A 21,276-nucleotide genomic window follows, 5' to 3' on the forward strand; every position below is an offset into this window, starting at 1 on the left:
TTGTGTGACATCGCGTTTCCGGTCCATGTCGGACACATCCGCGTTACGCGGCGGGATCAACGGTTTGTGCAGGTCGGACGCTCCCGGCCGGCTCGCCGCGTGCGAACGTCCAGCCCTGCGCACCGCACCACTGGCTGCTGAGCCAATTGTTCGACGGCGCCGCGCCGGGTTTCGTGATGAGCGTCCCGAGACCGCTGAGCCACGAGGAAGTACCCATGACGAAAGCCATCAGCCGGACCGACAAGGTCCGCACCGCCGTCGACATCGGTGGGACGTTCACCGACGTCTTCATCCAGCAGTCCGACGGCACGATCGTCACGGCCAAGTATCCGACCCAGAGCAATCCCATCGAGGGCGTGCTGGCCGGTATGGAGCAGGCCGGCGTCGCGTGGGAGAATGTCGAATTCTTCTCGCACGGAACGACAATCGCGACCAACGCGCTCATCACGAGGAAGTTCCCGAAGGTCGCGCTGGTGACGACCGAGGGGTTCCGGGACGTGATCGAGATCCGGCGCGGCGACCGTGAGTCCTGGGACCCGTACCAGGAGGTGGCCCCGCCGGTGGTCCCGCGCCGTCACCGCCTGACCGTTCCCGAACGGATCGGTTACGACGGCACCGTCCTGGAGCCGCTCGACGAGGCCTCCGCACGCGAGGTCGCCCGGGTCCTGCGCCGACGCGAGATCGAGACGGTGGCAGTGTGTTTCGTGAACTCGTTCACCAACCCCGCACACGAGAACCGGATGGCCGAGATCCTCGCCGAGGAACTCCCGGGTGTGTCGATCACCACCTCGAGCGATGTCCTCCCGGAGATCTTCGAATACGAGCGGTTCTCGACGACGGTCGCCAACGCCGCCCTGGTCCCGATCATCGGCCCCTACGCCCGGACGCTCGAGGGCCGACTCGCCGATGCCGGTTACGACAACGACGTCCTGCTGCTCCATTCGGGCGGCGGGGTCATGACGCCGACCATGGCCGAGAAGTACGGCGCCCGCCTGGCCGCCTCCGGCATCGCGGCAGGGGCCATCGCGAGCCGGCACATCGCCCGCACGTGCGGGTTCGAGAACTCGATCGGGTTCGACATGGGCGGGACCTCCACCGACGTCTCGCTCACCGACAACGGCGTGCTGGCGACGACGAACATGTGGAGCGTCGCATTCGGCCATCCGATCTGCTTCCCCAGCATCGAAGTGCTGACCATCGGCGCGGGCGGCGGTTCGATCGCCTGGCTGGACGATGCCGGTTCGCTTCGCAACGGTCCGCAATCCGCGGGGTCCGACCCCGGACCGGCCTGCTACGGCGCGTCCGGGGATCTCGCCACCAACACCGACGCCAACCTGATCCTGGGCACCGTCGGCAAGAAGCTGGCCGGCGGCGTGAAGGAGCTCGACGAGTCGATGGCACGGGTCGCCCTGGAGAAGGTCGCGGCACCACTGGGTCTCGACGTCGAGACGGCGGCCCAGTCGATCATCAAGGTCGCCAACGCCAACATGGCCGACGCGATCCGTCTGATCTCCATCCGCAAGGGCCACGACCCGCGGGACTTCGCGCTGGTCGGTTTCGGTGGAGCCGGACCGCTGCACGCCGCCTATCTCGCCAAGGATCTGGGCATCCCGACCGTCATCATCCCGCCGCACCCGGGGGTCACCTCGGCGATGGGCTGCATGCTGGTCGACATCCAGCACGACATCACCCGGATGTATCTCGCCGACGCCGCGGGCGCCGACCTCGACCATCTGACCGCCACCTTCGCCGAGTTGCAGGAGGAGGGACGGGCGCGTCTGACGGCCGAGCACGTGGACCCCGACGACATGCTCTTCGAGTACTACCTCGACATGCGCTACGAGGGACAGTGGCGGGCGATCGCGGTGCCGGTCTCGATGCCGCTGACGAGCCTGGACGAGGTCGTCGCGACCTTCCACGCGACGCATCTCAAGGAGCACAACTTCGCCGCGGAGGACACCGGTGTCGAGATCTACCGGATCTCGTTGCGCGCCATCGGGCTCACGCCGCGGATGGACGCGGCCCCCGCCGACCTGATCGATCCGGCGACCTTCGCACCGGAACCCCTCGAGGTGCGGGACGTGCTGTTCCCCGACGAAGTCGCCCGGCTGGCCACGCCGGTCTACGACCGCGCCGGACTGCCGCCCGGAGCCGTGCTGACCGGACCGTGCATCGTCGACCAGCTCGATTCGACGACCGTCGTCCCGCCACGGACCTCCGCGCGGGTCGACGAGTGGGGCAACCTCCTGCTCACCGCCGCCGAGTGATCCCCCATCGACTCTGACAGAACAGGAAAACCACACCATGGCAACAACACTCGATCCGGTCACCTTCGAGGTGCTGAAGAACGCCTTCATCAACACCGTCGACCAGATGGCCGAACAGATCCTGCGCACCTGCTACTCGTTCGTCATCTACTCGCGGGACTTCTCCTCGGCCCTCTGCGACACCGAGGGCAACACCGTCATGCAGGGCACCGGCGACATCGCCGCCCACGTCGGAACCCTGCACTACACCGCCAAGGCGGTCATCCGGCAGTTCGAGGGCGACATCCATCCCGGCGACGTCTTCGTGATCAACGACGTCTACGAGGGCGGAAGCCATTTCAACGACACCCGCATCATCCGACCCATCTACTACCAGGGCGAACTCCTGGGTTACGCACAGGCCAACGGACACTGGGCCGACGTCGGCGGTGCCACACCCGGCTCGTTCAACGTCAAAGCACTCGATCACATGGGTGAGGGATTGCGAATCCCGCCGACGCGCCTGTGGAGCAAGGACCAGTTCCTCGAGGACGTCGCCTATCTCATCGCGAAGAACACCCGCAACCCGCGCGACATCATCGGCGACATGCAGGCACAGGCCGAGGCGACCCGGGTCGCCGAGCGCGAGATCCAGCGTCTCTGCGACAAGTACGGAGTCGAGACGATCAAGACGGCGATGGCCGAGGTGCAGGACTACGTCGAGGATCTCACGCGCGCCAAGATCGCCGAACTCCCCGACGGTGTCTGGTACACCGAGGATTACATCGATCAAGACCCGGCCCGCGGTGAGGGACTCATCCCGATCAAGACGCGGATGACCATCTCCGGAGACACCGTCCACTACGATCTCAGCGAGTCGCATGCATCGATCTCGTCGATGCTCAACGCCGGATTCGGTGGTTCGTTCGCCGGCATCGTCGCCGGCACGAAGATGCAATTCCCCGACATCCCACTGAATTCCGGGTTCTACCGGGTCGTGACAGCTGACCTCGGGCCGCTCGGTTCGGTGGTCAACGCCGACTGGCCGTCACCGTGCGCCGGCTTCTGCTCCGGCCCGTTCGAGAAGATCATGAGCTCGGTCTTCGAGATCTGGTCGGACATCCAGCCCGAGCGCGCGATGGCGTGCACGTTCAACCTGGAGTACCTCCTGGTCGGTGGCCGCGATCAACGCGGAGAAGGCAATCCGAACTTCATGTGGTACGACTGGATGATGGGCGGCTGGGGCGCCCGCAACGGTGCCGACGGTTACAACGCGTCCGCCGCCGTTTTCGGAGTCCAGTACGGCACACAGCCTTTCGAGGGGCAGGAGCGCCTGGCGCCGGTTCTCACGTCCTGCCACGACCTGGTACCCGACTCCGGTGGACCCGGCAAGTTCCGGGGCGGCTTGGGGGCGGAGAAGGGCGGAAAGCTCTGGGCCAGTGACAACACCGTCATGTCCTACTGCTGCGATCGGGAACGGTCGGTCACCTGGGGACTGTGGGGCGGTCTCCCGTCGATCCCCCACGGCGTCTGGCTCAACAAGGGCACCGAGAACGAGGAGTACCTCGGCTCGATCTTCGCGGCGGTCCCCGTCAAGTCGGGAGACGAGTTCACCCGGCCGTCGGCCGGTGGTGGCGGCCTCGGCGACCCGCTTCAGCGCGACGTCGACGCCGTGCTGGAGGACGTCATCGACGGTTACGTCTCGATCGCCCGCGCGGAGAAGGACTACGGCGTCGTCATCAAGGAGATCGACCCCGAGATCTTCGCCTACGAGGTCGACCTCGAAGCCACCATCGGTGCGCGCGAATACATCCGGAGCAATCGGCACGCGTGGATGGAGCGCGACCCGGAAGCGGTGTCCGAGGAGTACCGGTCCGGGCTGATCAACGAGATGGACTGTGTCCGTCAGTACGGCGTGATCCTCGACTGGGGCAGCGGTGCGGTGCTGACCAACACGACGCTCCAGTTCCGGCAGATGTTGCAGCGACGCACCGTCATCCACTGGACCGACGACCCGACCATCGATTTCGTCCCGGGCACGCTGACGGTGTCGGAGCCGGCGACCGTCTGAGACTCCCCGCCATCCGGGGAACCGATCTTTCGTACGACACCCAGCGGCGGGTGATGGCATCGACGCCATCCACCCGCCGCTGCTTCGCATCTGACCACTCTCGAAAATTCAAGGAAACCAATGACTCTCGACATCTCGTCCTCCAGGGCGGGCGGAGTTCCGCCCCTGGACGTCACCTACACCGACGATCCCCAGGTCCTGGCACGCGCCGCCGCCGAGGACTACTCCATGCACATCGTGCCCAACTCGTGGCGGACGTCGCGTTCGTCGGTGTCGATGGCCTGGTTCGGACTGATGAGCGCGATGTTCTTCGTCGTCGTCGGCGCCACCGTCTCCCTCTCGGTGGGCGCCACCGACGCCCTCATCGGCATCGGGCTCTCGGTGGTGGCCTATGGCGCCATCAACTCGGTCGCCGCCAAGTTCGCCAACCAGACCGGGACCAGCGTCTCGCTGTTCTCCCGGGTCGTGTTCGGCCGCGCCGGATCCGCCTTCGCCGCAGCCCTGTTCGGGATCACCATCGCGTACTACGTGGTGGCCGAGGGTGCGATCGTCGCATCGGCCCTGCATGCCTACTTCGGCGGTCTCCCGATCGCGTTCTGGGCGTTCGTGGTGGTCGCCTACCAGGCGCCGCTGGCGTGGCGCGGTGTCGCCACCTGGCTCGACCGGCTCAACGGGGTTCTGCTGCCGCTCTACGTCGTCGGACTGGTCGGCTCGGTGGTGTGGGCGATCGCCGAATACGGTTACAGCAACGACTGGCTCACCTATGAGCCGGCGGCCGCGGCCGATCTCGGGGTGCCCGGCTGGTGGTATGCTTTCGTGATCTACATGGGCGTCTGGGTCGTCACCATGATGGCGTGGGACTACGCCCGATTCGGCCGCCCGCAGGATGCCACCTTCAACGCCCGCGTGTCCTTCGGCACCCCGTTCTATGTCGTCACGCTCCTGGTCAATGCGGCTGTCGGGATGTTCCTCGCACAGACCATCACCATCGCCGGACCGCTCTCGGAGGAGTCGGCGATCCTCGGGATCGTCGGCATGATGGGGATCTGGGGTCTGCTGTGGGTGGTCGTCAGCCAGACACGGGTCAACAGCGGCAATTTCTACCTGGCGTCCACCAATTTCCAGAACTTCTTCGCCCGGACCGTCAAGTTCTCGATGCCCCGGACCTTCTGGGTCGGCGTCGTCGCCGTGATCGTCTACCTGATGATGCTGACCAACGTGCTGTCCTGGATCACCACCTCGCTGCAGTACCAGGGTGTCCTCATCGTGGGGTGGGTCGCCATCGCGCTGACACACATCGGCTGGATGCGGCTGCGCAGGATCCCGGCCGATTCGCTGGAGTTCCGTCCGGGTCGCGTCCCGGCGGTGAACCCGGCAGGAGTGGGCGCGTGGGCGGTCGCGTCCGTGATCGGCATCGCACTCGTCCTCTTCGGCGGCACTTTCGGCACCGTGTGGGCGTCACCCATCGCCTTCGTCGTGGCCGGTCTGATCTACGCGGTGGCCCTGGCGTTCCGCCGCGAGGGCTGGTTCACCATGGTGCGCCCCCACGACCCCCGCGACGAGGTCGACGACATGTGGGAGGCACGCATCCGATGCCATCGCTGCGAAGACAGCTACATCGCCTATGAGATGGACCGCGACCCGTCCGCAGGCCATGCGCCTATCTGTCTGGCCTGCGCATCCGACGACCTCGAGTTCCAGCGAGCCGCCGACAAGGAGGCTGCCGGGCGCTAGTTCCGCAAACCCACCACCGTTGGACGAATCCACCACAAGCTGGGGGTGGATTCGTCCATGCGTGGTGGGTCTGCGGTGCCGGATGCCGAGGAGGTGTCGTCGACGGCGCCGATGGTCTCACCCCACCCCGGAATCCGACAGGACGACGCGATAGACGAACGCGGCTTCGGGACCCAGCACCAGTCCGACGAGTTCGATCAGCGTCAGCACGAATCCGCGTCCGTGCGCCGGACCCGTCGTGCCGTCCAGGTGATGGGCGAGTTCGTGCAGTACCACCAGTTCGCGCAGCGCCCAGCGCCCCTCGGCCGCGGACGGGATGGCGATCTCGGCAGCGACCGGCACACCGTCGGATCTGCGCACCCGGGCCGCGTAGTGCGCGGACCGCTGACCGCGCCGCTCGCGAACCGAGACCGGTTGCTGCGCACGTTCGAAGCTCGACCGCACCCCGGGTAACGCGAGCACCCTGCGCACGTAGTCGTCGACGGCATCGATCGAGGCGAACCTCACCTCGGCGGGCAGGGTCACCTCGGTACCGGCGAGCTGCACGGTCCGCGACGAGGACACATTGTCGAAGAGGCGGTGTACGAGGTGTTCGGCCTCGTAGAATCTTGCGCGCCCGGTGTCTCGTTCACTCACGGCATCGCCGATGATGAGAGACCCGGCGCCGGGAGCGAAGCGAGCGGGCCGAAGCTCAACCCGGTGCCGATGGGAGAGTTCATGCGCCGTCCTGATCTCGATGCAGCTCGCGAGCGCGTGATGCGGCTGCCCGGCGCCTCCCTGGTTCTCCGCATCGTCATCGACATCGCACGCGGGAACCTCACCGACCGGTCGATGACCCTGGCCGCGCAGGCCTTCACCTCGATCCTCCCGGTCGTGATCCTCGTGCTCACCCTGCCGGGCACCGACGTCGTCGACGACGCGCTCACCGAACTCGGCATCCCGGTCAGCAGTCTCGACGCGCCCACGATCGACGACCCGACATCGGCCACGACCTTCGGCATCGTCGGTGCGCTGATGACCATCGCCGGCGCCACCTCCCTGTCACGTGCCCTCGGCCGAATGTATGTGTCGATCTGGGACGTCGCCAAACTGCCGTGGCGCAAGTACTGGCGATGGGTCGTCGTCGTCTTCCTGATCCCCGCCGCGGTCACCCTGCAGGGCCTGTCGACCGGAGTGGAGGCCACCTCGCTGTTCGGCATGCACATCGGCGACCGGGGCGTCCTGGGGGTGGGGCTCATCGTCGCCGTGACCCTGCTGATCTGGTCGGCCACGTTCACCGCGATCCCGCGACTCCTCGTCTCGTCGCAGGTTCCGATGAAGCTGCTCGTCCTCAACGGCGTCGGCACCGGCCTTCTCATCACCGTGCTGCTCGCCGGGAGCCGGATCGCCCTGCCGACACTCGCCGCGGGCACGATCCGCAGCTACGGAACCCTCGGCATCGTCTTCGTCGCCATCAGCTGGCTGTTCGTCTTCGCGCTGATCCTGGTGGTCACCGCCATCGTCGTGCACGCCGTGGCGACAGACGAGGGCCGCGTCGGACGCTGGGTGCGCCGGTGGGCGGGCACGCCGACGCCGTTCGTCCCGCACGCGTCCGCGGCCTGGTACGACCGGCCCGCCGGGGGGCCGGCCGAGGACCCGCCCGCACGCATCGAGCCCTAACCTTCCAGAGCGCCTCGGGCGCCGCCGAATTCGCGGTCGGCACCGATCTTCGCCCGGCGTCCCGCGTGGTCGCCGGCCCGGCGGGCGGCCTCCGAGTACCCGGCGGACGCGCTCGACGGACGCCAGGTACCGCGGGCGCTCGACTCCGTCCGGTAGAAATCGGTCACCTCGATCTCCTTGTTGCGCAACGCGACCGCCGTCGAACGGGTCGACTCACCGGAGTCCCGTTCGGCGGCGATGGCCTCCTCGCGCGCCGCATCGCGGGCCTCGGTGAGACGTGTGCCGATGCGTTCGGCGAACGCCGACTGGAAGTTGAGCCGCGCGGTGATCGGTGACAGCGGTTTCTCCTCGATCACCCGCCGGGCACGCCACCCGCTCCCCCGGGTGACGACCCGCGCGAAGGTCTCGCCCTTGTAGGCCCCGGACCGCAGATAGGCGTCGCTGGCCGCGACCATCTGCACGATCAGCGACGTGTAGAGGGCTTCGCAGGCGTCGATGTCGGCTTCGTAGCCGTAGGCGAGGACGAAGGTCGAGTTGCTCGCCACGTCGACGGTCACGTCGTTGGCAGCGGTGATGGCGACGAAGAGTTGCACGTAGGTGCGCAGGCCACGCTTGCCGGGTTCGCCGATCGCGATCTGCCGGCTGATCGGGGTGACCTTCTTGCGCGCAGCGGGATCATGGGCGCGGGCCACGGCCAGGTCGATCGACGATGCCGTCGCGAGCCGCTGGGCGGCCTGCATGAAGGTCTCGGCCTCGTGCTCGTTGTCGGTGTTCTCCGCTTGACGCAGAAGGGCCGAGATCCGGGTGAGCAGCTTGTCGTCGCGCATATGTCTCAGACTATCCAGCGGCCCGTTCGGTTCCATTCGAGCGCGAATTGCCTCGAGACGACGTCTCGGCGAGGCGCAGGAGCAGGGCGCAGGCGGCGAGCAGGACGCCGACCCACAACCCGGCGACGCCCCAGTGCTGTTCGGCGAATCCACCGCACACCGCGCCGAGTACGAACACCGGCCACATCCAGAACACCGCGACCCACGCCCACGGCCGCTCGGTGCCCAGCGACGCGACCAGTTCGTGCGCGGATCGCACCAGCGTCCCGGTGACATAGGTCAGTCCGCCCTGCACCGTCGACGTGTGCGACAGCGCCGAGTTGATCGCACCGGTGGCCACCGCGACGACGATCATCCCGGCGGTGGGCGACGCGGTGAGAGCGACGACGGTGCCGGCGAGAAGCGCGACGGTCACCGCGACCAGAATCCAGACCGGCGAGCGCGTGCCGCCCCAGCGACTGATCGCCGCTCCGCTCACGGCACCCCCGAAGAACGCGACGACGAGTCCGGCGACGAGCGCGATCGTCGACCACCGGCCCGCCGCCACCGAGGCACCCATGATGGTGGAGTTGCCCGACATGAAGGCGACGAAGCTGCCCTTGAGCACGAAGAACGCGATGGCGTCGATCAGTCCGGCCACGAACAGCAGCGCGGCCGCGATCGCGATGTCCGGGTGTGTGCTGCTCAGATACCTGTCGAGTCGGGCCGCCATGGGCACGAATCTAACGCCTGACTGCCCCCTGGCCTGCGCACGACGACTGTGACGTCGTCAGCCGCTGGTCGCGCTCAGCGCTTCTCGCAGGCGATGCCGTCCTTGTCGCGATCGGATTCGGAGTTCGCGTTGTACAGGTCGTCGTCGACGGTGAACGTGGTGACCGGGGTACCCGACGTCGAGTCGACGGCGCCCGTCCGGCCGACACCATGCGGATAATCGGCGTTGAGTTCCGAGCAGTTGGCGTAGTCGGTGGCCGCCGAGGCGGGCGCCGACACCATCAGCGGGGCGACCGTCAGGGACGCCGCGGCCAGGAACCCGAGGACCATCTTTCGCGAGCAACGCATGGTGCTTGACCTTCTTCTGTGTGTCCCCCGACACCTCATCGTGACGAGCTGACAGTACGGGGTCGGGTCGTCGAACAGTGCCCGCATCGCGAAGATTGGTCCGGCCGACGGACACGGCCGGCCACCGGACGTGAGTGCACCGCGTGGCCGCGCAACCCTGTCATCCGACAACGGGTGTTGGTACAGTCCGCCCAGGCCACACATCGACCAGCGGGGGAACGATGATCAGGAGCGACGTCGAGTTCGATTCGTCCGGCACGACGTGCCGGGCGTGGTGGTACCGGCCCGAGGGAACCACACCGGCCCCGGTCATCGTCATGGCGCACGGTCTCGGAGCGGTCCGGCGGATGCGTCTGGACGCGTTCGCCGAGCGCTTCACCGCCGCGGGATACTCGTGCCTGGTGTTCGACTACCGCCACTTCGGTGACAGCGACGGCGAACCGCGACAGCTGCTGTCCATCCGCCGCCAGCTCGACGACTGGGCCGCGGCGATCGCCTTCGCGCGAACCCTACGCGGCGTCGACACCGCACGAATAGTGCTGTGGGGCACCTCCTTCGGCGGCGGACACGTCCTCGTCGCGGGCGAACGCGACGGCCGGGTGGCCGCAGTGATCTCGCAGTGCCCGTTCACCAGCGGAATCGCGTCCACCGCCGCCCTGGGGGTGGTGTCCGGCGCGAAGGTGACGGCTCGGGCCCTCGCGGATCTGGCGGGATCGGCACTGGGCCGTCCGCCGGTCACGGTCGGCCTCGCCGGCGCGCCCGGCTCGGCCGCCCTGATGACGGCGTCCGACGCGGTGTCGGGATACCTGCCGCTGGTGCCCGATGACCTGGAGTTCGTCAACGAGGTCGCCGCCCGGGTCGGTCTCGCCATCCCGTTGCACACTCCGGGACGGGCGTTGCGAAAACTGGCCAGTCCGACACTCGTGTGCATCTGCGACGAGGACTCGGTGGCACCGGCCGGACCGACCGCCCGCCATGCCCGCCGGGCACCGGCGGCACGGGTGATCCGGTATCCCGCCGGGCATTTCGACATCTACGTCGGCGCCGACTTCGAGCGGGTGGTCGCCGATCAGCTCGACTTCTTACGCGCAACCGTCCCCGCATAGCCTCGCGACCGAGTCACAGCCCGAACCGCGCCTGCATCCCCCGCAGGGTCGTCGCCGACGCGACCAGGCCCGCTCGCTCCGAGTCCGACAGCGGGACGTCGAGTCGGGTCTGCGCGCCGCCGCGGTCGACGACGGTCGGCAGTGAGAGACACACTCCGTCGAGGCCCTCGATGCCGTCGGCCCGCGTCGACACCGGCAACACCCGGTGCTCGTTGGTCAGGATCGCCTCGACGATGCGCGTCGACGCCAGACCGATCGCATAGTTCGTGGCCCCCTTGCCCTCGATGATGGTGTAGGCGGCATGCACGACCTCGTGATGGATACGTTCGCGCGCAACGGCATCCAGCGCCGGCCGGCCGGGCAGCGGTGTCCACGAGGTCAGCGGCACCCCACCGATCGTCGCCGAACTCCACAGCGGGATCTCGGTGTCGCCGTGCTCGCCGGCGATGTAGGAGTGCACGCTCTGCACCGCGACGCCGCAATGGTGCGCGATCAGGAACCGAAGCCGGGACGAGTCGAGCACCGTGCCCGAGCCGAAGACCCGGCTGGGCGACAGTCCGCTGATCTGCTGGGCGGCGTAGGTGACGATGTCGACCGGATTGGTGACCATCAGGTAGATCGCATTCGGGGCGACCTCCAGGACCCCCGGGAGAATGGCGCGTGTCAGACCGATTGTGGCCTCTGCCAATTCGAGTCGCGACTGACCGGGCTTCTGCTTGGCACCGGCGGTGAAGACGACGACGTCGGCATCCGCGCACACCGACACGTCGTCGGACCCGGTGATGTCGGCACGCGGGACGAACTCGAGCCCGTGGGACATGTCGAGCACCTCGGCGGTCACCTTGGCGGCGTCGATGTCGAGGAGCGCGATGGTCCGCGCGACGCCCCGGATGAGTGATGAGTAGGCGATCGCGGTGCCCACCGCACCCGCCCCGATGATGGCCAGCTTCGTGTCTCGTACGTCCATCGGTTCACCGTTTCCGCGTCGGGTTCATCGATCGTCGGCACCCAGCCTAGGTGTTCTCCGGTTCGCTGTCCGGGCACCGCCGGCCGACCGCCCATCGATCCGGGGAACCGTGTTGATAGCCTCAGCGGCGAGAACGGTCACACCCGCACACGTGGGTGTCAGGGAACCCGGTGCGAATCCGGGACTGGCGCGCAGCGGTATGGGGGACGGAACCGGCACACAGCCACTGGGGCGACCCGGGAAGGCGCCGGCTCCGGACGAACCCGAGTCCGAATACCGGCCGCTCTCGCTCGAGTCCACCGTGTATCTCGCGCACAGATACCCAGACCGTAAGGCAGTACAGTCCGTGTCCCGTCGTACCGACGGCACGACCGAGATCGCCACCGCTCCGCCGGTCCGGCGACTCCCGTCGACGCCGCTAGCCGCTGTCCTGTTCGTCCTCACCCTCCTCAGCATCGCCCTGGCCACCGCCTTCGGCGCCGAGACCATCCCCGTCGGCGACGTCTGGCACACCGTCGCCGGCCGCCTGACCGGCGCCGAGACCGATTCCGCGCACGCGGTGATCATCTGGGACCTCCGGTTGCCGCGGTCGGTCCTGGCCGCCCTCGTCGGCGCCGGGCTCGCCCTGGCCGGCGCACTCATGCAGGCACTGGTCCGCAATCCCCTCGCCGAGCCGTACCTGCTGGGCGTGTCCGCCGGCGCGGCGGTCGGGGCCACCGCCGTCATGACGCTCGGCGTACTGGCCGGCCTCGGGGTGTGGGCACTCTCCGGCGGAGCGCTCCTCGGCGCGCTCGCGGCGACCGTCACGGTGTACCTGGTCGCTCGCGCCCAGGGCGGGTTGACCGCGCTGCGACTCATCCTGTCCGGGGTCGTGTTGTCGTCGGCGTTCATGGCGTTGTCGTCGCTGCTCGTGTTCACCGCCGCGGATCCCCACGCCGCCGACAACGTGATGTTCTGGATGCTCGGCAGCGTCGCCGGGGCCACCTGGGCGAAGGTGCAGATCGCCGGGGTGGTCGTGCTGGTCACGGTCGCGGCGATGCTCGCCATCCACTCCTGGCTCGACGCCTACGCGGCCGGCACGGACACCGCGACATCGCTGGGCGTGCCGGTTCGCGCGATGCGCAACGCGCTGTTCGGAATCCAGGGCGTCCTGGTGGGCGTCCTCGTCGCGGTGGCGGGCGGAATCGGCTTCGTCGGTCTGATCGTCCCGCACGCCGCCAGACTCCTCGTCGGTGCCACCCACCGTGCGATGCTGCCGGTGGCGGTCTGCGGTGGCGCCCTGTTCCTGGTGTGGGTCGATGTCATCTCGCGGGTGGCCGCCGCGCCCCGCGAGATGCCGCTCGGCATCGTGACCGGGTTGATCGGCGCGCCGATCTTCCTGTTCCTCATGGGCCGTCGCCAGTATGTGTTCGGCGGCGGCTCATGACGAACCCCGCACGAACCCGCTCGATGGCGTTGCGCGCGAACGCACTCGCGTGCCGGCGAGGCGGCCGCGTCATCGTGCGCGACGTCGATCTCGAGGTCCCGGCGGGTACCCGACTGGCCATCGTCGGCCCCAACGGCTCCGGCAAGACCACCCTGTTGCGCACGCTCTGCGGTCTCGAACGTCCGACCGCCGGCACGATCCACGTGGGCGGTGACGATCTGCACCGACTCCCGTCGCGGCAGCGGGCCCGCTCGATAGCGATGGTGGGCCAGGAGGAACAGCCCTCGGCGGAACTGACCGTCGCCGAGGCGGTCGGCCTGGGCCGGACCCCGTACCGGTCGGCCTGGTCCACCGGGAGCTCCGACGACTCGACGGTGGTCGGCGCGGTGCTGGCGCAGGTCGGCCTCGACGGCTGGGGTGCCCGCTCGTGCACCCAACTGTCCGGTGGCGAGCGGCACCGCGTCGTCCTCGCCCGTGCACTCGCACAGCAGACCCCGATCCTGGTGCTCGACGAGCCCACCAATCATCTGGACGCCGCCTGGCGCCTGCGGCTGATGGAGATCCTCGACGAACTCGACGCCACCGTGCTGGCGGCGATGCACGACCTCGACCTCGTCCTGCGTCACTTCGATTGCGTCGCAGTGGTGTCCGACGGCGGCGTGGTCGCCCAGGGCCGACCCGTCGAGGTGCTGACACCGGATCTGCTGGCGACCGTCTTCGAGGTGTCCGGAACCGTTGTCACCCACCCGGCGACGGGCCGGCCACACCTGCTGCTCGACACCCCGACCTCAGCTGCCCCCAGAGCTGTGACAACAGACACCCCATGAGAGGAAATCCCTTGAGTACGCACACCTCCCGAGTCCATCCGAGCGCCGCGATCATCGTCGCCGCAATGACGCTGGGCGCAGCCACCGCCTGCGGAACCGACAGCACCCGGGCGTCGGAGAACACTGTGACCGTGACCAATTGCGGGGCCGAGGTCTCCTTCCCCCAACCCCTCGACCGGTTGTTCGTCAACGACGGCGGAATGATCGCGATCGCCCTGGCGGCGGGCGCCCGGGACACCATGGTGGCGGTCAGTGCACTCGCACGGGACAAGGACGTCCTCCGGCTCGAGTACGGACCCCAGGTGGACTCGCTGAACGAGGTCGCCTCCGAGCGCCCCACACTCGAGAACATCGTCGCCGCGAAACCCCAGGTGCTCTATGCCGGATACAACTACGGGATGAGCGAGTCCCGCGGGATCACACCCGAGATCCTCGCCTCCCACGGCATCGACGTCTACCAGCTGTCCGAGGCATGCCGGCAGGTCGAGGGTGAGGCGCAGCGCGGCACCATGGATCCGTGGGTCGCGCTCGACACCGACCTGCGCAACATCGGCACCATCACCGGCAACCCGGACCAGGGCGCCGCCGCGGCCGACGAGGTGGCCGATCGCCTCGAGAAGCTCCGTGCCGCTCCGCAACCCACCGACAAGCCCACGGTGTTCGTCTTCGACAGCGTCTCCGACACCATCTTCTCCTCCGGGTCCTACGGCGGACCGCAGGGCATCATCGACGCCGCAGGTGCCCGCAATGCGACCGAGGACATCGAGGACACCTGGACCGCCGTCAGCTGGGAACGCCTCACCACCGCGGACCCCGATGTCATCGTCTTCGTGGACTATCCCGGCCAGTCGGTCGAGGAGAAGATCGACGCCCTGCGGTCGAACCCGGCCGGCCGCAACCTCACCGCGGTGCGCGAGAACCGGTTCGTGAACCTGCCGTACGCGATGTGGGTGTCGAGCCCGCTGAACATCGACGCCGCCGAGATCATGCGCAACGTCCTCGAGAACCACGGCCTGGCACCGGAATCCGGAATCGTCCCGTCGCTCGACGTCGCGCAACTGGATCTGGGCGGGAACAACTGGCTGGACTGATGCCGCAGGACGTCCCGTAGGGCACGTAGGGCGGCGGCGATTGCCGTGCCGCCGCCCCACGGAGAGTTCAATACACCCCTACCACGAGGCACCGACAAGTTTTCGACGTCGAATAGCTCTGCACAACAACAGTTTTCGCTTGCACTGCGCCCGAGTTGGTGTACACTCGAACGTACATTCGCAGCAACGGTTCTCCGGGGGGGTCGCCATGTCTGACGAACAAGCCATGCCGCAACCGCGTGCCGTCGAGTTGATGGCCGAGTTGCACGCGATCGTCGACGAGTTGCAGACCGCGGACCTGTCGCCATGTACCGACGCCGAGTTGACTGACGTGGCAGCCGATACCGAACGTGCCATCGCACGGTTGACCGTCGCCGGTGACCGGCAGATCGACCAGGTCGAGGCCCGCGACCTGCCCCGCAAGGCCGGCTGCCGAACCCTCACGCAATTCATGACCCATCGGCTGCGGGTGTCGAACCCGATGCGTCGCCGTAAGCAGATGGACGCCACCGCCCACCGCACCAGCCTCGGCGGCGAAGTGCTCTCGCCCGAACACCCCTGCCTCGCCGAGGCTTTCGCGCAAGGCTCGGTCGGTACCGCGCACGTCCAGGCCGCCTTGGATGTCCTCGACCGCATCCCCGGCACCATCGACCACGATGTCAAGGTCGCCGCCGAACGACAGATGGCCGAAATCGCGGTCGACCACACGCCTGCCGACATCACCCAGCTGGGTGCGCGTCTGCTCGCCCACCTCGACCCCGACGGCACACTGTCCGACGACACGGACCGGAAACGACGCCGCGGCCTGTGGATCGGACGCCAACGAGCCGACGGCACCGCCAAGATCTCCGGCACCCTCACTCCAGCACTCGTCGCCCGGCTCACGATGATGTCCGCCGTCTGGGGCAAACCCGGACTCAACAACCCCGACGACCCCGCCTCACCCCAGGGTCCGGCCGGCACCGCCGACCCCGACGCCCTGGCCGCCGCAGCCGACCGCGACCAACGCACCCCCGCCCAGACCACTCACGACGCGCTCGACGCCGCACTGGCCGCGGGTTTCGCCGACGGGACTCTCGGGACATCGCACCGCGGGCTGCCCGTGCAACTGATCATCAAAGCCGACCTCGGTGACCTGATCCGTGAAGCCGGGCTCGCCACCACCGCGACCGGAACCCTGCTGCCCATCCCCGACCTCATCGGGATGGCCGGCGAGATCCAGCCGTGGCTGGCGATCTTCAAAGACTCGACCGCCGTACCGCTGTATTTCGGGCGCGGCAAACGGCTCGCGACCCGCGAACAACGTCTCGTCTCCTTCGCGCGCCCCGACGGCGAAGTGTGCTCGGCACCCGGCTGCGACCAGCCCGCCACCCACGTCGAACTCCACCACGCCCACAAGGATTGGGCCCAGGGCGGACTCACCGACATCGACGACCTCGCGCCTGCCTGCCCTCGTCACAACCGGATGGTCGGCGACCAACCCGGCCAGTACAGCACCCGGATCGAACGCTCCGGGCCCGACGAAGGCCGCTGCGCCTGGCGATTGAACGCCGAACCCGGCGCACCGCCCAACCCCGAACACCTCAACCGCCGACCCGACATACCCCGGCGACTCGCACAACACCTGAACACCGTGCGCGACGAGATCCACGGACCGACCACCCGAGGGTTTCGCAGGCTCGGTCGCCGGACCCTTCGTGACGCGCCCTCCGCAAGCTCCGGGCGCTCCTCAGGGAGCAAGGGGCCCGGCGACCAGTCACGCCCAGACGCCGTCGGCTACGGCGACCGCGGCCGGCGTCTCGAACTCGCCTACCGGGAACTCGTCCATCCGCTATCACCGCCGGAGCACTTCACCATTCAATCCCTGACCCCAGTCGAGGCAGCACTCGCACGCATACTCACCGACCACATGTGATTGCACACAAAACGAGGGGCCCGGCATCGAAATGCCGGGCCCCTCGTGGGTGTCAGTGCGCCTGATGCGAGATCAGGCCTGCGGTGCCTCCGCGAAGTTGCGGGTGACCGCCGGGTCGACCGGGATGCCCGGGCCCGTGGTGGTCGAGACGGTGACCTTCTTGATGTAGCGGCCCTTGGCAGCCGACGGCTTGGCGCGCATGATCTCGTCGAACGCGGCGCCGTAGTTCTCGGCCAGCTTGGCCGGGTCGAACGACGCCTTGCCGATGACGAAGTGCAGGTTCGCAGCCTTGTCGACGCGGAAGTTGATCTTGCCGCCCTTGATGTCGTTGACGGCCTTGGTGACGTCAGCGGTCACGGTGCCCGTCTTCGGGTTCGGCATCAGGCCGCGGGGTCCGAGGACACGCGCGATACGGCCGACCTTGGCCATCTGGTCCGGGGTGGCGATCGCGGCGTCGAAGTCCAGCCAACCGCCCTGGATGCGCTCGATCAGATCCTCGGCGCCGACCTCGTCGGCACCGGCGGCGACGGCCTCGGCGGCCTTGTCGCCGACGGCGAACACGATCACGCGGGCAGTCTTACCCGTGCCGTGCGGCAGATTGACGGTGCCTCGAACCATCTGGTCTGCCTTACGGGGGTCGACGCCCAAGCGGATCGCGACCTCGACGGTGGCGTCGGTGTTCTTCGACGACGTGTCCTTGGCCAGCTCGACAGCCTCCAGCGGGCTGTAGAGCTTGCTCTTGTCGACCTTCTCGGCCGCGGCCGCGTAGGCCTTGCTCTTCTTGCTCATTGCTCTGTTCCTTCTCCGCCGTCAGTCAGCGGGGTGTGTGGTGCGGGCCGAGCCGGCCCTCCCACGGGATGTTCGTTGGTGGAGGTCAGCCCTCGACGGTGATACCCATGGACCGAGCAGTACCGGCGATGATCTTCGCGGCCTGGTCGATGTCATTGGCATTGAGGTCTTCGGCCTTGGTCTTGGCGATCTCACGGACCTGGTCCATGCTCACCTTGCCGACCTTGTTGGTGTGGGGCTCGCCGGAGCCCTTCTGCAGGCCGGCGGCCTTGAGCAGGAGCTTCGCAGCCGGCGGGGTCTTCAACTTGAAGTCGAAGGAGCGATCTTCGTACACGAAGATCTCGACCGGGATGACGTTGCCGCGCTGCGACTCGGTCGCCGCGTTGTACGCCTTGCAGAACTCCATGATGTTCACGCCGTGCTGACCGAGCGCCGGACCCACGGGCGGGGCCGGGTTGGCCTGGCCTGCCGAGATCTGGAGCTTGATGATCCCGGCGAGCTTCTTCTTCTTGGGAGGCATCTTCTGTTCCTTGCTTGTTTCCTTGCGAATTCACGCCCGCTGGAGACGTGAAAGTCTGTGTGTGTGTCGCCTGCTCCTCCTCGGAGTAGCGACCTAGATCTTCTCGACCTGGTTGAACCCGAGCTCGACCGGCGTCTCGCGACCGAAGATCGACACGAGCACCTTGACCTTGCGCTGCTCGGCGTTGACCTCGCTGATCGACGCCGGAAGCGTGGCGAACGGGCCGTCCATGACGGTGACCGACTCGCCGACCTCGAAGTCGACCTCGATGACGTTCGAGGCTGCTGCCGCTGCGGCCTCGACCCCGTCGGCCGCGGACCCGCGCGATGCGGCGGGCTTCTTGGCCTCGGTGCGCGGCATCAGGAACTGCAGCACCTCGTTGAGCGAGAGCGGCGACGGCTTGCTGGTCATCCCGACGAAACCGGTGACACCCGGCGTGTTGCGCACGGCTCCCCACGACTCGTCGTTGAGTTCCATGCGGACCAGGATGTAGCCCGGCAGCACCTTGCGGTTGACCTTCTTGGGCTGACCGTTCTTGATCTCGGTGACCTCTTCGGTCGGCACCTCGACCTGGAAGATGTAGTCGCCGACGTCGAGGTTCTGCACGCGGGTCTCGAGGTTGGCCTTCACCTTGTTCTCGTAACCGGCGTAGCTGTGGATCACGTACCAGTCGCCGGGTGCGCGCCGGAGCTGCTTGCGCAGTTCCTCGACCGGATCGACCTCTTCGGCCGGGGCCTCGGTGGCGTCCGCCGCCTCACCGGCGTCGGCGGCGTCCTCGGAGACCGTGTCCTCGGCCGCGGCCTCGTCACCCTCGACGATCGCGTCGTCGGCAGCCGCGTCACCCTCGGTGTCCACCGCGTCGGTCACGTCCGCGTCGACATCGGCTGCGTCGACAGCGGCATCGGCCACGTCGACGGAATCGGTCGAGGCGAGTTCGTTCTCCGGGGTGCTCACAGCAGCCCACGCTCCTTATGGTTCATCTGGCGGTCGTACTCCTCGTCGCCGGCCGAGCCCACCGCGTGGGTCAGCCGAACAACCAGAGGACTCCCTTGGCGAAGGCGAGATCGAGGCCGGAGATGAATGCGGTCATCACGATGACGAACACGAGCACGACGATCGTGTAGACGATCATCTCGCGCCGCGTAGGCCAGATGACCTTCTTCAGCTCGGCGACGACCTGCGTGAGGAAGAGCCAGATCTTGACGATCGGATTCCGGCTCTCCCCGGCAGACGCCTTCTTCTTGGTCTTGCGTTCCTTGACGGCGACCGACCCCGATCCGGAGTCGGTGTCACCGTCGGTTGCACCCGCCGACGAGCGACGCCCGCGAGCAGAGCGTTTACCGGACGGACGCAGCTCCTTGGCGTTCCCGGTCGACGTCGTGTCGTCCGTTCCCGCGTCGGTGGCCTCGTCGCGACCGTCGAGCTCAGCCGCGGCCGAATCGGCCGCAGAACCTTCTGCGGCGTCTTTGGCGCGGGCGGCCCGGTCTCGCTTGCTCAACTTCGCGGTCCTCTCGTCAGCGTGTGCCCTTCACCAGGGCAGGGGCGACAGGACTTGAACCTGCAACCTGCGGTTTTGGAGACCGCTGCTCTGCCAATTGAGCTACGCCCCTTTGCGACGCCCCCACCGGGGTGGTCGGCGTTGCCGTCCTTCTCGATCCGGTCTCGCGACCCACCGGCGATTCGTCGCCGACAAAACCAACGCGCCACCCTATGGGTAGCGCGCAAGTCTGAATCAATCAGACACTTCAGTGTAGATCACCGGGGCGGTGGACCCAAAACGGGCTTGCCTCCGCTCCCCCGACGACCGTACACGTCGTCCGTCGGCTCGCCCCCCATCGCGACCGCCGTCGGTTCCCAGACGTAGTGCGTCGTAGCGCCGGGCGCAACGTTGTGCGACATCTACCGGGCGACCGCGATCGCAGCCGATCAATTGAACTGGATGACGGCCTGGGCGCGACCGAAGATGCGGCGATCGCCCTGCTTGGCGGTGATCGCGATGGTGCCGCGGCGGGTCGCGGGATCGAGCGACTTCACCTTGCCGGTGAAGTCGACGGCCGCGCTGTCGTCGGCGGGAACGTACACCGGGCTGGTGAAGCGCACGTTGTACTCGCAGAAGGCGGCCGGGTCACCGATGAACTCGGAGACGAAGCTCGCGCCGAGCCCCATCGTCTGCATGCCATGGGCGACCACGTCGTCCATCCCGGCCGCGTTCACCACATGGTCGGAGAAGTGGATCGGGTTGGGGTCGCCGGCGACGCCCGCATAGTTCGCGAGGTTCCCGCGCGTCAGCAGGTAGCGCTTGGGCGTCAGTTCCTGACCCACGGTGAGGGTGTCGAAGTCGATGGCACCGAAGGCACCGGGCGACTGCGTCGGGTCGGGCAGGGCATAGCGACCCGCCTTCGGCTCGACGGTGTGTCCCGATTCGCCGAGGGCGTCGACCTTGATCATCACGTGATCGAGGGAGGCCTCGAGCTCCGGGTCGACATCCATGCCGGGACGCGCGGCCAGCGACGTCCAGGTGGTCATGACGGGCTCGTCGTGCTGGTTCCAGATGACATTCTTGGTGACCATCAGGTCGATCATCTCGGGGCTGCTGACGTGACGGAACGACTCGAGGGAGACGTCGCAGATCAAGCGGTCGCCGACCTTCATCGGCTGGTGGTACACCAGGCGCTGATCGGTCTGCATGATCTGCCACATGTCGTAGCCGGTGATCACGTCTTCGAAGAGCTTGCGCTGGGCGATGATCCCGAGCACGGACACGTAGGTGGGCGCGGCGATCAGGCGGTCGTGGCCGAAGGCCCGCGCGCCCTCCTCGCTCCAGTGCGTGGGGTGCGCGTCCTGCACGGCCATCGCGTGCTTACGGATCTCCTCGCGGCCGATCTCGTAGTAGTCGTCGACGGTGTAGTGGAAGCCGACGAGGCTCTGGGTGTGGGCGGCGATCTGCTCGGGGGTCGGCTTCGCACCACCGTTCGATGCCTCGTCCGCACGATCCCGGATCTCGGCTCCGCTTACCTGTGACATTGAGCACTACTCCCT

Annotated in this window: 19 protein-coding genes, 1 tRNA gene and 1 riboswitch; of the genes, 9 read left to right on the forward strand and 11 right to left on the reverse strand. The window is 67.7% G+C overall.

Translation table 11 applies throughout. The annotated features are described in order from the left end of the window. The first annotated feature begins 215 nt into the window (after window positions 1-215). The 3 genes from CA982_RS15570 to CA982_RS15580 all read left to right on the forward strand — a co-directional run bounded on the left by CA982_RS15570 (window position 216) and on the right by CA982_RS15580 (window position 6,051). Complete coding sequence (locus tag CA982_RS15570; protein ID WP_086536186.1) at window positions 216-2,267, forward strand: hydantoinase/oxoprolinase family protein; 2,052 nt, start codon at window positions 216-218, stop codon at window positions 2,265-2,267. A gap of 37 nt (window positions 2,268-2,304) precedes the next feature. Then, on the forward strand, window positions 2,305-4,317 hold the full coding sequence (locus CA982_RS15575) for a hydantoinase B/oxoprolinase family protein (protein ID WP_086536187.1): 2,013 nt from the start codon (window positions 2,305-2,307) through the stop codon (window positions 4,315-4,317). A gap of 120 nt (window positions 4,318-4,437) precedes the next feature. After that, window positions 4,438-6,051: a purine-cytosine permease family protein gene (locus CA982_RS15580; RefSeq protein ID WP_086536188.1), complete on the forward strand. Its 1,614-nt coding sequence runs from the start codon at window positions 4,438-4,440 to the stop codon at window positions 6,049-6,051. A gap of 117 nt (window positions 6,052-6,168) precedes the next feature. Here CA982_RS15580 and CA982_RS15585 read toward each other — a convergent pair whose 3' ends face one another. Continuing rightward, window positions 6,169-6,687 (reverse strand): TIGR04338 family metallohydrolase, encoded by a 519-nt coding sequence (locus tag CA982_RS15585; protein WP_086536189.1) that lies wholly within the window; start codon window positions 6,685-6,687, stop codon window positions 6,169-6,171. A gap of 81 nt (window positions 6,688-6,768) precedes the next feature. On the opposite strand from CA982_RS15585, the gene CA982_RS15590 reads away from it, so the two are divergent. Beyond that, window positions 6,769-7,710 (forward strand): YihY/virulence factor BrkB family protein, encoded by a 942-nt coding sequence (locus tag CA982_RS15590; protein WP_086536223.1) that lies wholly within the window; start codon window positions 6,769-6,771, stop codon window positions 7,708-7,710. On the opposite strand, the gene CA982_RS15595 is transcribed toward CA982_RS15590, so the two are convergent. From CA982_RS15595 to CA982_RS15605, 3 genes are all read right to left on the reverse strand, one after another. Next, window positions 7,707-8,537: a DUF2786 domain-containing protein gene (locus CA982_RS15595; protein WP_086536190.1), complete on the reverse strand. Its 831-nt coding sequence runs from the start codon at window positions 8,535-8,537 to the stop codon at window positions 7,707-7,709. The two genes, CA982_RS15590 and CA982_RS15595, sit on opposite strands and share 4 nt — an antisense overlap. 10 nt (window positions 8,538-8,547) lie before the next feature. Next, a complete protein-coding gene (locus CA982_RS15600) occupies window positions 8,548-9,249 on the reverse strand; it encodes a YoaK family protein (RefSeq protein ID WP_244176303.1) in 702 nt (233 codons plus the stop codon). A 74-nt stretch (window positions 9,250-9,323) separates the two neighbouring features. Further along, entirely contained in the window at window positions 9,324-9,596 is a 273-nt protein-coding gene (locus CA982_RS15605; RefSeq protein WP_086536192.1) for an excalibur calcium-binding domain-containing protein, read from the reverse strand. A 221-nt stretch (window positions 9,597-9,817) separates the two neighbouring features. Here CA982_RS15605 and CA982_RS15610 point away from each other — a divergent pair, with 221 nt between their 5' ends. Further along, the gene (locus CA982_RS15610; RefSeq protein ID WP_086536193.1) at window positions 9,818-10,702 is read left to right on the forward strand and encodes an alpha/beta fold hydrolase; all 885 of its coding nucleotides are present in this window, start codon (window positions 9,818-9,820) and stop codon (window positions 10,700-10,702) included. Window positions 10,703-10,715: 13 nt separating this feature from the next. Here the strand turns inward: CA982_RS15610 and CA982_RS15615 are convergent, their stop codons facing one another. Further along, entirely contained in the window at window positions 10,716-11,669 is a 954-nt protein-coding gene (locus tag CA982_RS15615) for an L-lactate dehydrogenase (protein ID WP_086536194.1), read from the reverse strand. Between the two features lie 117 nt (window positions 11,670-11,786). Beyond that, window positions 11,787-11,968: riboswitch (cobalamin riboswitch) on the forward strand. Window positions 11,969-12,015: 47 nt separating this feature from the next. Here CA982_RS15615 and CA982_RS15620 point away from each other — a divergent pair. The 4 genes from CA982_RS15620 to CA982_RS15635 all read left to right on the forward strand — a co-directional run bounded on the left by CA982_RS15620 (window position 12,016) and on the right by CA982_RS15635 (window position 16,928). Beyond that, the gene (locus tag CA982_RS15620) at window positions 12,016-13,095 is read left to right on the forward strand and encodes a FecCD family ABC transporter permease (protein ID WP_086536195.1); all 1,080 of its coding nucleotides are present in this window, start codon (window positions 12,016-12,018) and stop codon (window positions 13,093-13,095) included. Next, the gene (locus CA982_RS15625) at window positions 13,092-13,922 is read left to right on the forward strand and encodes an ABC transporter ATP-binding protein (protein ID WP_086536196.1); all 831 of its coding nucleotides are present in this window, start codon (window positions 13,092-13,094) and stop codon (window positions 13,920-13,922) included. Before CA982_RS15620 ends, CA982_RS15625 begins: the two co-directional genes overlap by 4 nt. Before the next feature lie 65 nt (window positions 13,923-13,987). Then, window positions 13,988-15,013, forward strand: a complete 1,026-nt coding sequence (locus CA982_RS15630; protein WP_086536197.1) for an ABC transporter substrate-binding protein — start codon at window positions 13,988-13,990, stop codon at window positions 15,011-15,013. Window positions 15,014-15,221: 208 nt separating this feature from the next. After that, on the forward strand, window positions 15,222-16,928 hold the full coding sequence (locus tag CA982_RS15635; RefSeq protein WP_086536198.1) for an HNH endonuclease signature motif containing protein: 1,707 nt from the start codon (window positions 15,222-15,224) through the stop codon (window positions 16,926-16,928). Between the two features lie 72 nt (window positions 16,929-17,000). On the opposite strand, the gene rplA is transcribed toward CA982_RS15635, so the two are convergent. From rplA to CA982_RS15665, 6 genes are all read right to left on the reverse strand, one after another. Beyond that, window positions 17,001-17,717, reverse strand: a complete 717-nt coding sequence (gene rplA / locus CA982_RS15640; RefSeq protein ID WP_086536199.1) for a 50S ribosomal protein L1 — start codon at window positions 17,715-17,717, stop codon at window positions 17,001-17,003. An 85-nt stretch (window positions 17,718-17,802) separates the two neighbouring features. Continuing rightward, entirely contained in the window at window positions 17,803-18,237 is a 435-nt protein-coding gene (rplK, locus tag CA982_RS15645) for a 50S ribosomal protein L11 (RefSeq protein WP_004021736.1), read from the reverse strand. A 93-nt stretch (window positions 18,238-18,330) separates the two neighbouring features. Continuing rightward, window positions 18,331-19,191, reverse strand: a complete 861-nt coding sequence (gene nusG, locus CA982_RS15650) for a transcription termination/antitermination protein NusG (protein WP_086536200.1) — start codon at window positions 19,189-19,191, stop codon at window positions 18,331-18,333. A gap of 70 nt (window positions 19,192-19,261) precedes the next feature. After that, window positions 19,262-19,735, reverse strand: a complete 474-nt coding sequence (gene secE / locus CA982_RS15655; RefSeq protein WP_086536201.1) for a preprotein translocase subunit SecE — start codon at window positions 19,733-19,735, stop codon at window positions 19,262-19,264. A 39-nt stretch (window positions 19,736-19,774) separates the two neighbouring features. Beyond that, window positions 19,775-19,847, reverse strand: a tRNA-Trp gene (locus CA982_RS15660). 316 nt (window positions 19,848-20,163) lie between these two features. Next, window positions 20,164-21,261, reverse strand: a complete 1,098-nt coding sequence (locus CA982_RS15665; RefSeq protein ID WP_086536202.1) for a fused (3R)-hydroxyacyl-ACP dehydratase subunits HadA/HadB — start codon at window positions 21,259-21,261, stop codon at window positions 20,164-20,166. Window positions 21,262-21,276: the final 15 nt, after the last annotated feature.

It is taken from the genome of Gordonia lacunae, assembly GCF_002149015.1.
Classification (GTDB): domain Bacteria; phylum Actinomycetota; class Actinomycetes; order Mycobacteriales; family Mycobacteriaceae; genus Gordonia; species Gordonia lacunae.

Bases quoted from the DNA above. Each gene is read 5' to 3' on its own strand.
- CA982_RS15605 (WP_086536192.1), bottom strand. From the start codon at position 9,596: ATGCGTTGCTCGCGAAAGATGGTCCTCGGGTTCCTGGCCGCGGCGTCC.
- CA982_RS15570 (WP_086536186.1), top strand. From the start codon at position 216: ATGACGAAAGCCATCAGCCGGACCGACAAGGTCCGCACCGCCGTCGAC.
- CA982_RS15635 (WP_086536198.1), top strand. From the start codon at position 15,222: ATGTCTGACGAACAAGCCATGCCGCAACCGCGTGCCGTCGAGTTGATG.
- CA982_RS15590 (WP_086536223.1), top strand. From the start codon at position 6,769: ATGCGCCGTCCTGATCTCGATGCAGCTCGCGAGCGCGTGATGCGGCTG.
- CA982_RS15630 (WP_086536197.1), top strand. From the start codon at position 13,988: ATGACGCTGGGCGCAGCCACCGCCTGCGGAACCGACAGCACCCGGGCG.
- rplA (WP_086536199.1), bottom strand. From the start codon at position 17,717: ATGAGCAAGAAGAGCAAGGCCTACGCGGCCGCGGCCGAGAAGGTCGAC.
- rplK (WP_004021736.1), bottom strand. From the start codon at position 18,237: ATGCCTCCCAAGAAGAAGAAGCTCGCCGGGATCATCAAGCTCCAGATC.
- CA982_RS15615 (WP_086536194.1), bottom strand. From the start codon at position 11,669: ATGGACGTACGAGACACGAAGCTGGCCATCATCGGGGCGGGTGCGGTG.
- CA982_RS15600 (WP_244176303.1), bottom strand. From the start codon at position 9,249: ATGGCGGCCCGACTCGACAGGTATCTGAGCAGCACACACCCGGACATC.
- CA982_RS15580 (WP_086536188.1), top strand. From the start codon at position 4,438: ATGACTCTCGACATCTCGTCCTCCAGGGCGGGCGGAGTTCCGCCCCTG.
- CA982_RS15595 (WP_086536190.1), bottom strand. From the start codon at position 8,537: ATGCGCGACGACAAGCTGCTCACCCGGATCTCGGCCCTTCTGCGTCAA.
- CA982_RS15625 (WP_086536196.1), top strand. From the start codon at position 13,092: ATGACGAACCCCGCACGAACCCGCTCGATGGCGTTGCGCGCGAACGCA.
- CA982_RS15575 (WP_086536187.1), top strand. From the start codon at position 2,305: ATGGCAACAACACTCGATCCGGTCACCTTCGAGGTGCTGAAGAACGCC.
- CA982_RS15610 (WP_086536193.1), top strand. From the start codon at position 9,818: ATGATCAGGAGCGACGTCGAGTTCGATTCGTCCGGCACGACGTGCCGG.
- CA982_RS15665 (WP_086536202.1), bottom strand. From the start codon at position 21,261: ATGTCACAGGTAAGCGGAGCCGAGATCCGGGATCGTGCGGACGAGGCA.